This window comes from Parabacteroides sp. CH2-D42-20, from assembly GCF_003670185.1.
GTDB lineage: Bacteria > Bacteroidota > Bacteroidia > Bacteroidales > Tannerellaceae > Parabacteroides > Parabacteroides distasonis.
This window is the reverse complement of the sequence record NZ_RAYG01000014.1, coordinates 64,688-77,067: the sequence shown is the minus strand read 5'-3', so window position 1 is coordinate 77,067 and position 12,380 is coordinate 64,688. Positions and strand designations below refer to the sequence as shown.

Below are 12,380 nucleotides of genomic sequence, written 5' to 3'. Positions count from 1 at the left end.
TATAAATAAGAGACAAAAAGGCCCTTTTCACCTATTTCTTCTCTCTGGTTAGACTTCTCCAAAGAAGAGGTATGTCACACAAACAGCCTTGTTTCGCGCAAACTGTCATGATTATCGCCGCTTCGCTTACCATCCATCCGCAAGGGCTATAACAGAATAATCGACATAGAAAAGCCCCGCAGGATAACTGAACCGCATCCCAAAGCCACTGAGAAGACCTTGTTGGTTCCGGTATAAAAAGGCTTTCCAAGTGATTAGTTATTCACTTTCCAAGCCGTCAGTTAGCGGCTAGGTATAGCCGCCAGTTATTCACTCGACAAGCTGTCAGTTATTCACTTCAGCAGCCAATGAGAGGGCCCGTTTCTTGGTTATCAGGGCCTGTAAAGCACATGTTTCCCGTATTTTCAAAAAACACTCAAATCTCACAAAAGTGAAACTTTTGGCACACCAGCCCTGCCTCCTTTTAAAAAAAAGCGTATCTTTACCGCAAAGGATGAGATAGGATCATCCGTTTAATCATTTAATCATTTAAACCTATAAGCACTATGGGAAAATTTATCAATCCCTTCACCGATTTCGGCTTTCACCGGATATTCGGGCAGGAGGTACACAAGGAGTTACTAATCGATTTCCTGAACCAGCTGTTCTTCGGAGAGCACGACATCGAGGACATCACGTTCCTTAACCCGATTCAGACCCCCGAGACGCTGGACGACAGGGGAATCGTTTTTGACGTGCATTGCAAGGACAGCAACGGAAACCTGTTTGTGGTTGAGATGCAAACCGGGGCACAACCCTATTTCCACGACAGGGGACTGTACTATCTGGCGAGGGCCATCAGTAACCAAGGACAAAAAGGGAAGGACTGGAAATTTGCGTTGCAACCCGTATACGGGGTATTCCTACTTAATTACAAGATGGACGTGAACTCAAAGTTCCGGACCGATGTTATATTGGCGGACCGGGAAACCGGAAGGATGTTTAGCGACAGGATACGGCAAGTCTATCTCGAGCTGCCTTACTTCCAAAAAGAACCGGGCGAGTGCGAGAATGATTTTGAACGTTGGATTTATTTATTGAAGCATATGGACACTTTAGAGAGAATGCCGTTCAAGGCAAAAAAGGCGGTCTTCGATAAGTTGCTGGAAGTAGCCGACGTGGCAAACCTCAGCAAGGAAGAACGCATACAATACGACGAGGCTCTGAAACGATACAGGGATTATAAGAATACGATCGATTACGCAGAGGAGAAAGGGATATTGAAAGGGAAAGAATCTACGGCCCGCAACATGAAAGCGGATGGATTATCCCCCTCAATTATCCAAAAATACACTGGGCTCTCCCTTGAGGATATAGAGAAACTATAAAATAAACCCTCCAGCCCTATTCTCGCTAACCGAATGGTTAGAAGAACAAAGGCTGGAGGGTTTGTTTAATATCTATAAAGAAAGAGATCCTTAGATTCTCTCCAATGTAGCTGTAATAAACTCCCAGATCTTCTGTACGGAATGAATATTCACCCGTTCATCCGGTGAGTGCGGATATTCCAAATCCGGTCCGATAGAAACCATATCCATATCCGGATAAGCGCCTTGGATGATACCGCATTCCAATCCGGCATGCATCACCTTCACCTCTGGTTCCTTACCAAATAAATCCAGATAAGTAGATTTCATCAAGTTCAAGATCGGAGAATTGATATTAGGCTGCCAGCCATTATAATGACCGGACTCCTCCACCTTAGCCCCTGCCAAAGCGAATACACTTTCCAGACTTGAGCAAACAGAATCCCTGCGAGACTCGGATGAGCTACGCACCAAGATTTTCACCTCGATCAACTCATCAGATGTCTTCACGATCGCCAAGTTAGAGGAAGACTCAACCGTACCCGGGAAATCATGCAACATGCTAATCACACCATTCTGGCAACCCTCGATCGCATTGATCAAATCATCCTGTATCTCCTCCGGAATCAACGTAGACGGCAATTCAACCATCTCCGCGACGAAATTGATCTGATCCTCCACACCCATATACTCCGTACGGAACATATCTTGGTAATCAGCCACTAGCTCCCAAAGAGACTCCACGTTATCACCCGGAATCGTTATCACGGCAAAAGCCTCACGAGGGATAGCGTTAGGCAAGGAACCACCCGCCACAGAGGACAAGCGAGCGCCATAATCACAAACCGCCTCTTTCAAGAAACGGAAGATCAACTTATTCGCATTCGCACGCCCTAAATGAATATCCACACCGGAATGACCACCTTTCAAGCCAGCCAAGCTAACCTTGACAGCCACGTCACCTTCCGGAATATAAGTATCCTCCTTAAATTGGAAAGAGACATTCACGTTAGCGCCACCCGCACAACCTACGAACAACTCCCCTTCCTTCTCGGAATCGCAATTCAATAAAATATCACCCTTTAAAAAATGCGGCTTCAAGCCGAAAGCGCCGTCCATACCCTGCTCCTCATCAATCGTAAACAGGGCCTCGATAGGTCCGTGACGCAAGCTATTGTCCGCCAACACGGCCATCGCCAGAGCGGCGCCCATGCCATTGTCCGCCCCCAAAGTCGTCTCACGGGCCGTCACCCAATCACCGTCTATGTAAGCGTCGATCGGATCTTTCTCGAAATCATGCTTTACGGAAGAGTTTTTTTGGGGAACCATATCCAGATGAGACTGCAATGTCACGGTCTTACGACCTTCCATTCCGGGCGTGGCCGGCTTACGGATCAATACGTTACCCACCTCATCTTGCAGGGTTTCCAGTCCCAATCCTTTACCAAAGGATATCATAAAACGGGTTACTGCCTCCATATGTCCGGTCGGACGGGGGATTTGCGTAAGGTCATAAAAATAACCCCATACATGCTTCGGAGATAGATCTTTGATTTCTGCTGACATAGATGTTAATAATTTAGTTCAGTTCATATTTAATACATATCTTGTATTCATCACGAAACAACGACCGGAGCCTCTTTGTTCTCCCGGTTGGTGAGCGGCAAAGCCACCACGCCGAATAATCCGCACAATCCCGTCCATACCGTCTGTACCGTATGAACGACCAAGGCGAACGCCGCCGCGTCATTCTCGTTCACGCCAAAACAAACCAAGGTAGCGATCACCATGAAATGCCACGGTCCGATACCGCCTTGAACAGGCACCGCCACGCCGATACTACTCATCGTAAACGTGATCAGCCCGACCACGATACCCAAGTCCTTAGTAAAGTCGAAAGCATAGAACGTAATATAAAAGTAACAGAAATAACCTCCCCAAATCAATAACGTCTCTATCACGAAACGCATCTTATGCTCCATGTACCAGATACTCTTCATACCGGTCCATATATTCTTCAACATGCCTTTGGCTTTCTGTACCAGCGTAAAGTTACTCATATAAGTGAATACAAACCAAATTACAGCGACAAAAATTATCACCGCCACGTAAATCCATATCGAATTAAACATGGATTGGAACCCTTCGAGCAAAGCCGGGTTCTTGGCGAAGAAACTCGTAAAGAAGCTTATATTAAATATGAATATCATCAAGGTTATCAAACCGACCATGATCGTATCGCTCACACGGTCGATCAACAAGGTACCTAAAAGCTTGGTAAACGAGATCTTATCGTATTTCGTGATCATGCCGCAACGCCATACCTCGCCGACACGGGGCAATACCAGATTCACCGCGTAATTACCCAACACGGCGTAAATCACGTTACTCATCTTGAAACGCTCGCCCAAGGAACTGATCAGCAATCCCCACCGTAAACCACGGACGATATTGGCGAACAAGCCGAACAGTAAAGAAACCAGAATAATATCATAACGAACCCCCTCCTTGACTACTCGCCAAATCTCAGTGATATCCATTTTCCGATACAAAAACCAAAGGAGTAAACAGCCGAAGGCTAAAGGTAGAATTATCTTCAGAAACGTACGTAGAATGCTCTTAAAATCCATTAGGTATAGGGAACTTTAAATTATTTATTGTACTTTTGTGCATCCGCAAAGATAAGCATAATATTTAAAAACAAACACATTACACCGAAAAGTGGATGAGATTAGTTAAGCCAAAAAAAGCATTAGGGCAACATTTCCTAAAGGATCTGCAAATAGCACAGCGCATTGCGGACACACTCGATACTTTCAAATCCTTGCCGGTCTTGGAAATCGGACCGGGAATGGGAGTCCTTACCCAGTTCTTGCTGGAGGCGGGACATGATTTAACCGTTGTCGAGTTGGACATGGAATCCGTAGATTACCTGAACCAGAATTTCCCCGATCTGAAAGGACGTATCATCGCCGAGGATTTCCTGAAATTGGATCTCTCGAAGCTATTTCCGGGGCAGTTTTGTGTGATCGGTAATTACCCCTATAATATCTCCAGCCAGATATTCTTCAAGGTCCTCGATTATAAGGACCAGATTCCCTGCTGCTCGGGGATGTTACAAAAAGAGGTAGCGGAACGCCTAGCGGCAGGTCCCGGTAGCAAGACGTACGGAATCTTGAGCGTATTGCTCCAAGCTTGGTACGACGTGGAATACCTCTTTACTGTCAGTGAGAAAGTATTCGATCCGCCTCCAAAGGTGAAAAGCGCCGTATTGAAAATGACTCGTAACGACCGCAAGGAGCTGGGATGCGACGAGAAGTTATTCAAGACCGTAGTAAAGACCTCATTCAACCAACGAAGAAAAACGCTTCGTAATTCCATGAAACCCCTATTGGGTAAAGATTGCCCGGATTACGCCTTGCCGATATTCGACAAGCGCCCGGAACAGTTATCCGTGGAGCAATTCGTGGAACTGACCTTGATCAGCCAAAAGCATCTGGAGAAGCAGGCTGGTGATGTCCTATAATAATATAAGAGTCCAATGATCGAACTGACGAAAGATTACATCGAGAACCTGAAAAGCATCATCGAGGCCAAAGATGACGCAAAGGCACAGGAGGTACTTCATGAACTGTATCCTGCCGATATAGCCGAGCTTTATCAAGAACTGAACTTGCAAGAGGCCATTTATCTCTATCTATTGATGGATGGCGACAAAGCGGCGGATGTATTGATGGAGTTGGATGAGGAAGACCGTCATAAGTTATTGAAGGAACTTCCCAATGAGCTTATCGCCAAGCGTTTCGTCGATAACATGGAAACGGATGATGCCGTTGACTTGATGCGTGAGTTGGACGAGGATACCCAAGAGGAGATCCTTTCGCATATCGAGGACGTAGAACAGGCCGGTGATATCGTGGACTTGTTGAAATACGACGAGGACACTGCCGGCGGTTTAATGGGTACCGAGATGATCGTGGTGAACGAGAATTGGAGTATGCCCAAATGTATCGACGAGATGCGCAAGCAAGCGGAGGAGATGAGCGAGATCTATTATGTATATGTAGTGGATGACGACGAGCGCTTGAAAGGCGTGCTCCCCTTGCAGAAACTGATCACCCACCCATCTGTCTCCAAGATCAAGCACGTCATGAAAAAAGACCCGATCTCCGTTCGCGACAGCGACAGTATCGAGGAGGTTACGGAGACGATCGAGAAATACGATTTGGTAGCCTTGCCCGTAGTCGATAGTATCGGACGTCTGGTAGGACGTATCACGATCGACGACGTTATGGATGAGGTACGCGAGCAACACGAGCGTGATTACCAGTTGGCATCCGGTATCTCGCAAGACGTGGAAACCTCGGATAATGTATTCACCCAAACCGCCGCCCGCCTACCTTGGCTGCTGATCGGCATGATCGGAGGATTGGGAAACTCCGTTATCCTCGGTGGTTTCGAGAGCAGTTTCGCCACTAACCCGAAGATGGCACTATTTATCCCGCTGATCGGTGGTACCGGTGGAAACGTAGGCATACAATCTTCCGCTATCGTGGTACAGGGCTTGGCAAACAATACCTTGAAGGAAGGGAATATCGTACCGCAAATCCTAAAAGAGTCCGTAGTCTCGTTAATCAATGCCAGCATTATCAGTCTGGTCGTGTTCATTTACAACTTCTTCATGCTGGGAGACCGGGGGATTACGGCCTCCGTATCTTTAAGCCTATTCGCCGTCGTAATGTTCGCCAGTATATTCGGCACGTTAGTTCCCATGACCTTAGATAAGATGAAGATAGATCCGGCCTTGGCGACCGGACCGTTTATCACCATTACCAACGATATTATCGGTATGATGATTTATATGTTCATTACTTCCGCGTTAGCTTGATGCCACGGGTGGGCGAACCCCGCCCCTATTATGTTAAAATAATATGTTATAGAACATATCTACGAAATAGCTGTTATCTTTGTAGCGGTTATCAAAAAAGGTAGAAAAACTATGCTAACAGAAGCATTTTACATTCTCTTCTTCTATTTCACGGGAGAGTTTATCAGCTACTTTATCGACGGTTTCATACCGGGTAGCGTAATTGGGATGGTGCTATTGTTCTTAGCCCTCGCGTTCAAGAAAGTAAAACCTGAAAAGGTGAAACGTCTTTCCACGGTTCTTACCCAAAACATGGGATTATTCTTCGTTCCTGCCGGTGTAGGGCTTATGAATTCCTTCGGGATCATCTCCGAGTATTGGGCAGTCCTGCTGATCGCTTCCGTAGTAAGTACAATTTTAGTCATCGCCAGCGTAGCGTTGGTGCAACAAAAACTGGAAAAGGGAAAATAGACCATGGATAATCTGGCGCATTCCGAGATTTTCGCTCTTACCTTGGTAATTGGTACCTACCTGACTTCCTTGGCTCTTTACAAGAAAGTCCATATCAGTCTTTTGCATCCTTTGCTTACGACCATCTTCGTGATTATCGTGGTACTGGAAGTCCTAGGCATTCAATATGAGTCGTTCCAGCAAAGCAGTCATTTGATCCATTTTATGCTGGGGCCTTCGGTAGTGGCCCTTGGCTATGTGTTATATGAGCAAATCCAATATCTAAAGGGAAATGTCGTTTCGATCTTGACTTCCATATTTGTCGGGGCCATTGTCGGAATCGTAAGCGTAATCATCATCGGTAAATTGATGGGAGCCGACCAAGCGTTGATCGCCACGCTCCAACCGAAATCCGTCACCACCCCGATCGCTATGGGGATAGCGGAGAAAGCGGGCGGCATACCTTCACTTACCGCCGTCATCGTCGTAGCGGTAGGAATCTTTGGCAGTATAGTGGGCCCTATCGTGGTGAGGGTACTGGGAATAGATAGCCATATCGCTAAAGGACTGGCGTTAGGGGCTTCCTCCCATGGAGTAGGAACAGCAGCGGCCATTCAAATCGGGGCCATCGAAGGAGCATTAAGCGGACTGGCGATTGGCTTGATGGGTATCATGACAGCGGTCTTGGTTCCGGTTATTCGGTTGATTTGCAACTATTTTTCCATATAAATACGCAAAACTTTTTGCTACTTTAGCAGGAATGTACTACTTTTGTACCCAAAAATCGTTACGGATTACTCTATAACATATATAAATAAAGAAAATAAATATGATCAATTCACAAGACATTAAGAAAGGAACTTGTATCCGTTTGGACGGAAAACTCTATTTCTGCGTCGATTTCCTTCACGTAAAACCGGGTAAAGGTAATACCATCATGCGTACCACATTGAAAGATGTTGTAAAAGGCGGTCAGATCGAGCGTCGTTTCAATATCGGTGAGAAGTTGGAAGATGTACGCGTAGAACGTCGCCCGTATCAGTTCACTTATACGGAAGGCGAGCATTATCATTTCATGAACCAAGAGACATTCGATGACGTGATCATCGACAAAAACTTGATCAACGGCGTTGATTTCATGAAAGAGGGAGAAATTGTAGACGTTGTTTCTGATGCATCTACCGATACGGTTCTTTTCGCCGACATGCCTACAAAAGTTCAATTAAAAGTTACTTATACAGAACCGGGTATTAAAGGTGACACTGCTACTAACACCTTGAAACCGGCAACCGTAGAGACTGGTGCGGAAGTTCGTGTTCCGTTGTTCATCAACGAAGGCGAGGTTATCGAGATCAATACGACTGATGGTTCTTACGTAGGCCGTATCCGCGAGTAATCCGGGTCTTGTCAAAATATACGGTTCCCGCTTGATAAGCAGGCGGGAACTATTTTTTTAACCAAATCATAAACCTTTCCCGACTATGAAAGAAAAGACAGGAAAACTTTCCATCAAGGAATGGGCCGAAGAAGACAGGCCCCGTGAGAAAATGCTTCAAAAAGGCGCTTCCGTATTAAGCGATGCCGAATTGATCGCCATACTGATCGGATCCGGCAACAATGAGGAGACGGCCGTACAACTCTCTCAACGGATACTTCACTCCGTAAATAACAATCTGAATACATTGGGTAAACGTTCCATCAAAGAATTAACTTCCGGCTTTAAAGGTATCGGAGAGGCGAAGGCGGTCACGATCTGCGCCGCTATGGAACTAGGGAAACGGCGGGAAACCTCAGAGGCGTCTCCTCAAGATGCTATCCGAAGCAGCAAAGACTCCTATCTCCTATTCCGTACCCAACTATGCGATTTACCTTATGAGGAACTCTGGATCGCTCTAACCAATCCATTAAATAAGGTGATACAAAAGGTAAAAATCAGTCAGGGCGGAGTAAACCAGACTTCCGTGGATATCCGTTTGGTATTAAAAGCGGCGATCAACGCCTTGGCCTCCGGTATAATCCTATGCCATAATCATCCATCCGGTAGCCTCCGCCCCAGTACGCACGACGATGCCTTGACCGAGCGTATCCAAAAGGCGGCGAAGCTGATGGATATTAGGATACTGGACCATATCATCCTGTCCGATAGCGGTTATTATAGCTATGCGGATGAAGGAAGGCTGGTCCGGTGAAACAAATTCTCTTTTCCCCCGGTTTAGTATATAGAAGTATTAATGTATATTCGCGTATAAAACAAAAGAAGATGAACAACGAATTTCTCCAAACAGAAGAAGCGATCGTCGCTATGCTGAAGACGGTATACGACCCGGAAATACCCGTAAACGTATACGATCTTGGGCTTATATATAAGGTAGATATCGATGAGGAAAAAAATGTACGCATCGATATGACCCTCACCGCCCCGAACTGTCCGGCGGCCGATTTCATATTGGAAGATGTCCGTATGAAGGTAGAAGCGGTCGATGGGGTGAACAATGTAGAGGTAAACCTCGTCTTCGAGCCGGAATGGGACAAGGACATGATGACGGAGGAGGCTAAACTGGAATTAGGTTTTCTATGAAAATATATTTCGCCTCAGACGCGCATCTGGGAGCCCGTTTCCACAAGGACCCTTTAGCCATCGAGAAGAAACTGGTACGTTGGCTGGATAGCATCAAGGAGGACGCTTCCGCCATTTGGTTTCTGGGAGATCTATTCGACTATTGGTACGAATACAAATACGTCGTGCCGAAAGGCCATGTACGTTTTCTGGGGAAATTGGCCGAGTTAGCGGACAGAGGCATAGAAATACATATCTTTATCGGTAACCATGACATCTGGATGTTCGACTACTTGCCGAAAGAGATAGGCGCCATCATCCATCGGGATACCTTGACAGTCGATTTATTAGGGAAACGTTTCTTCCTCGGGCATGGCGATGAGGTAGATTTCCGGAGTAAGGCATTCCGTCTGATCAGGGCTATTTTCCGGAACAAGTTCTGCCAATGGCTATATGCGGGAATACACCCCCGCTGGACGTTCGGGTTCGCTTTAGGTTGGTCGCTCAACAGCCGGAAGAGCGGACTGGAAAAGCAAGAGGCTAAAAAGTATCAAGGGGAAGACGCTGAATATATGGTTGTTTTCGCCAAGGAATATCTAAAGACGCATCCCGATATAAACTTCTTCATTTTCGGCCATCGCCACATCATGTTGGACTTGATGTTAAGCCGTACCTCCCGTATTCTCATAGCCGGGGATTGGATGCAATTCTTCTCTTATATCGTATGGGATGGCGAGAATCTGTATATGGATCAGTTTCTGGAAGAGACGGACGGACGATCTTATCCCAACACATAAGACAGCGTTGTCTTAACACCTTAGACAGTACTGTCGAAGCACCTTAGACAGCGTTGTATGATGTGCTCATACAACGCTGTCCGGATTCTCCGCTTACTTTACCGGGATATAACCAACCTTCTTCACCGTCGCTTGTCCTTCGGCAGACATCACATAATCGATGAACGGTCGCACCTTTGAGGCATTCTTCGTCTCATAGTAATAGAACAACGGACGGACAACCGGATAGGTCTTATTCCTCGCGTTCTCCAACGAAGGCTCCACGTAGGATTTTCCGGCATCATACGATACATGGATCGGCTTCACTTCTTTATTCAAATAAGCAAGACCTACATAGCCAATGGCTCCTTTCGTCTGGCTTACGCTTTGGATAATGGCACCTGTAGCCGGCATGCTCAAGATACCGTTCATATAGTTCTTATTTTTCAACACGCTCTCCTTGAAGAACTCGTAGGTTCCGGAAGAAGTCTCGCGGGAATAGGCCACGATCTTCATATCCGCACCACCCACTTCTTTCCAATTCTTGATCTTGCCGGTAAAAATGCCTTCCAATTGCTCCCGGGTCAGATTGGATACCTTGTTGGAAGGATGCACGACAACAGCCAGAGCGTCATAGGCGATCACCTCCTCTTTCGTCTTCTTCCCGGCTTCTTGCAACTTCACGCGCTCGTCGAATTTCATCTTACGGGAAGCCATCGCTATATCCGTAGTGCCTTCCATCAAAGCGGAGATCCCCACGCCGGAGCCACCACCCGTCACCGTTATCTTAGCGGCTTTGTTCTTATTCATGAAATTCTCGGCTTCAGTCTGGGTAAGAGGCAAACAAGTATCGCTACCCTTTATCTTCTGGGCAAACACATTCGTGGCAAACAAACAGGCTGCCACGGCAGCTAATAAAATCGTCTTCTTCATTCCTTTGTATTTATCTTTTATTTACGATACAAAATAAATACTTCGGTATTTCAATGGGATGAAACAGATATTACAATCCTATGAATTAAAACTTATATTGAAGACGGACTGTCAATACATTATCCTTCCGGTCGTTCTCGTAGCCCTTCACGAGGTTACTTTTCTCATTGAAGTTAAACTCGTAGTAAGCTTGCAGACGGATATGTTTATTGAAATTATAGATACCGCCGATACCTATCGTGCTCTGCGCCAAATCGGTCTTCGAGGTGAAGCTATTTTCCGCCCCGACCTCATTGCCACTTACCTTCGTATTCGGATCGTAAACGTCATATTTCAATACGGCGGAGAAAGGAGAGGCGCCTATATCCTGTACCAAATAAAAGAAGTAACCAAGGAAAGGGCGCTTGAACAAAGAATTTTCCGGCAAATTCTCCGGTCGGGTACCGTAGTTCGGGCTTTTACTGCTTCCGGCGATACCGGGTTGGGTACCGATCAAACCTTCCGCACGGAGAGTGGTCTTTCCTAAAGATGAAAGAAAACTAAACTGTCCATCCAAACCTAAATACTGGCGCTTCATATAAGTACCCGTCTCTCCCATATCCCTCTTAACGAAATGATTGCCACGCATCTCATACGCCTCGGTAGTCGGGTTGTAGACAAAACCATGGTAATAGGAGAAACCGGCTCCCCATTTTCCCCAGTCGCCTATCGACTTCTCGGCACCCAGACGCCCGATGAAATCTTTCCGGCTATCCGTCTCCCGGTTGATACTGTTTCCGGCAAACAGACCGGCATCCAATCGCAAGAAACTCAATGGGCTGGTAGTCTTGGTACGTAAGGTAAGCATCGCTCCCAAGTCACGCTCATCCGGGAAGAAATACTGGATAATAGTCGCTCTCTCCGGAGATTCGAGAGAACTCGTGGAATAACAGACCTCATAACCGAAAGGACGGTTGAACACACCAGCCATCAACTGGCTACGCTTCGTCCAAGGGTCCTTGATACCGATATACAGATCACGGAAACTTACTCCCTTATCATTCACCTCGATCTGGACAGCACCTGTTCCGATCTCATCATTGTACTCAAACTTCATACGCCCCCGGCGGATACCGATCCGGTTAAACCCTTTATCCAAGTTCTCGTTCTTATCGCCCACTTTCAAGGTAGCGTCCTCCTGTCCATATTGGTATTGTCCTTGGATATAAGCGGAAACCTTGAATTTGCTTAGCTTCTGGACTACCTTATCCAAGGTAGTCACTTCCGTAGCCAAGGAATCGATACGTTTTTCCACCGACTGATCCACCTCCTGCGCTCCCATACTGAATGGAAGCAGCACTAACATGAGCGCTATAACTTTTCCTAATTTCATTCCTAACTATAAAAACTATATTTGCGTCGCAAAGTTACAACGCTCCTGTTTCACACCCGTTTCACATACATTACAATCC

13 protein-coding genes are annotated in these 12,380 nt (G+C 46.3%); 9 read left to right on the top strand and 4 right to left on the bottom strand.

Annotation, left to right across the window (positions count from 1 at the left end; translation table 11 throughout):
• The first annotated feature begins 545 nt into the window (after positions 1 to 545).
• Entirely contained in the window at positions 546 to 1,367 is an 822-nt protein-coding gene (locus D7V92_RS10820; RefSeq protein ID WP_121772858.1) for an Rpn family recombination-promoting nuclease/putative transposase, read from the top strand.
• Between the two features lie 90 nt (positions 1,368 to 1,457).
• Here the strand turns inward: D7V92_RS10820 and D7V92_RS10815 are convergent, their stop codons facing one another.
• Positions 1,458 to 2,912, bottom strand: coding sequence for an aminoacyl-histidine dipeptidase (locus tag D7V92_RS10815; protein ID WP_121772857.1), 1,455 nt, complete (start codon positions 2,910 to 2,912; stop codon positions 1,458 to 1,460).
• Between the two features lie 50 nt (positions 2,913 to 2,962).
• Positions 2,963 to 3,976: a lysylphosphatidylglycerol synthase transmembrane domain-containing protein gene (locus tag D7V92_RS10810; RefSeq protein ID WP_008773887.1), complete on the bottom strand. Its 1,014-nt coding sequence runs from the start codon at positions 3,974 to 3,976 to the stop codon at positions 2,963 to 2,965.
• 95 nt (positions 3,977 to 4,071) lie between these two features.
• On the opposite strand from D7V92_RS10810, the gene rsmA reads away from it, so the two are divergent.
• The 8 genes from rsmA to D7V92_RS10770 all read left to right on the top strand — a co-directional run bounded on the left by rsmA (position 4,072) and on the right by D7V92_RS10770 (position 10,017).
• On the top strand, positions 4,072 to 4,872 hold the full coding sequence (rsmA, locus tag D7V92_RS10805; protein WP_005861207.1) for a 16S rRNA (adenine(1518)-N(6)/adenine(1519)-N(6))-dimethyltransferase RsmA: 801 nt from the start codon (positions 4,072 to 4,074) through the stop codon (positions 4,870 to 4,872).
• Positions 4,873 to 4,887: 15 nt separating this feature from the next.
• Entirely contained in the window at positions 4,888 to 6,234 is a 1,347-nt protein-coding gene (gene mgtE, locus D7V92_RS10800) for a magnesium transporter (RefSeq protein ID WP_005861206.1), read from the top strand.
• A gap of 111 nt (positions 6,235 to 6,345) precedes the next feature.
• Positions 6,346 to 6,684: a CidA/LrgA family protein gene (locus tag D7V92_RS10795; RefSeq protein ID WP_005861203.1), complete on the top strand. Its 339-nt coding sequence runs from the start codon at positions 6,346 to 6,348 to the stop codon at positions 6,682 to 6,684.
• Between the two features lie 3 nt (positions 6,685 to 6,687).
• Positions 6,688 to 7,392 carry an LrgB family protein gene (locus D7V92_RS10790; protein WP_121772856.1) on the top strand — a complete coding sequence of 235 codons (705 nt, stop codon included), beginning with the start codon at positions 6,688 to 6,690 and terminating at the stop codon, positions 7,390 to 7,392.
• Between the two features lie 100 nt (positions 7,393 to 7,492).
• Entirely contained in the window at positions 7,493 to 8,059 is a 567-nt protein-coding gene (gene efp / locus D7V92_RS10785; protein WP_005861200.1) for an elongation factor P, read from the top strand.
• A gap of 85 nt (positions 8,060 to 8,144) precedes the next feature.
• Positions 8,145 to 8,852: a DNA repair protein RadC gene (gene radC, locus D7V92_RS10780; RefSeq protein ID WP_005866762.1), complete on the top strand. Its 708-nt coding sequence runs from the start codon at positions 8,145 to 8,147 to the stop codon at positions 8,850 to 8,852.
• A 71-nt stretch (positions 8,853 to 8,923) separates the two neighbouring features.
• Complete coding sequence (locus D7V92_RS10775) at positions 8,924 to 9,241, top strand: metal-sulfur cluster assembly factor (protein WP_005861198.1); 318 nt, start codon at positions 8,924 to 8,926, stop codon at positions 9,239 to 9,241.
• Positions 9,238 to 10,017, top strand: coding sequence for a UDP-2,3-diacylglucosamine diphosphatase (locus tag D7V92_RS10770; RefSeq protein ID WP_121772855.1), 780 nt, complete (start codon positions 9,238 to 9,240; stop codon positions 10,015 to 10,017). Before D7V92_RS10775 ends, D7V92_RS10770 begins: the two co-directional genes overlap by 4 nt.
• A 93-nt stretch (positions 10,018 to 10,110) precedes the next feature.
• On the opposite strand, the gene D7V92_RS10765 is transcribed toward D7V92_RS10770, so the two are convergent.
• Both D7V92_RS10765 and D7V92_RS10760 read right to left on the bottom strand, forming a co-directional pair.
• Positions 10,111 to 10,929, bottom strand: a complete 819-nt coding sequence (locus D7V92_RS10765) for a PstS family phosphate ABC transporter substrate-binding protein (RefSeq protein WP_121772854.1) — start codon at positions 10,927 to 10,929, stop codon at positions 10,111 to 10,113.
• 85 nt (positions 10,930 to 11,014) lie between these two features.
• Complete coding sequence (locus D7V92_RS10760) at positions 11,015 to 12,301, bottom strand: hypothetical protein (protein WP_121772853.1); 1,287 nt, start codon at positions 12,299 to 12,301, stop codon at positions 11,015 to 11,017.
• Positions 12,302 to 12,380: the final 79 nt, after the last annotated feature.